Origin of the sequence: Corynebacterium sp. MSK150 (genome assembly GCF_030229215.1) — a bacterium.
GTDB lineage: Bacteria > Actinomycetota > Actinomycetes > Mycobacteriales > Mycobacteriaceae > Corynebacterium.
The window spans coordinates 1-256 of the sequence record NZ_JASPHM010000052.1 but is presented as its reverse complement, the minus strand read 5'-3'; the positions used below and the strand labels follow the sequence as shown (position 1 = coordinate 256).

The following is a 256-nucleotide window of genomic DNA, read 5'->3' as shown; positions in this document are numbered from 1 at the left end:
CATACAAACATTATTTTTTAATCAACTGTGCATGGACAACGTGTGTCACAAAGCGCCATTCAAACACTCGGCTTGCCACTTAGGTGTGTGTTTCACCCGGACAATTTTCAATAATAAAAAGGCCGGCAGCATGACACTCGCATACTCAACCAACCACAGGGTGCAACTGCACCCACAATAAAGCTCCTTAGAAAGGAGGTGATCCACCCGCACCTTCCGGTACGGGTACCTTGTTACGACTTCGTCCCAATCGCCG

General features: G+C 48.0%; 1 rRNA gene. It reads right to left on the bottom strand.

What is annotated here, in order from left to right:
• Window positions 1–191: 191 nt before the first annotated feature.
• Window positions 192–256: ribosomal RNA gene (locus QP941_RS11595) — 16S ribosomal RNA — on the bottom strand; the annotation flags it as partial.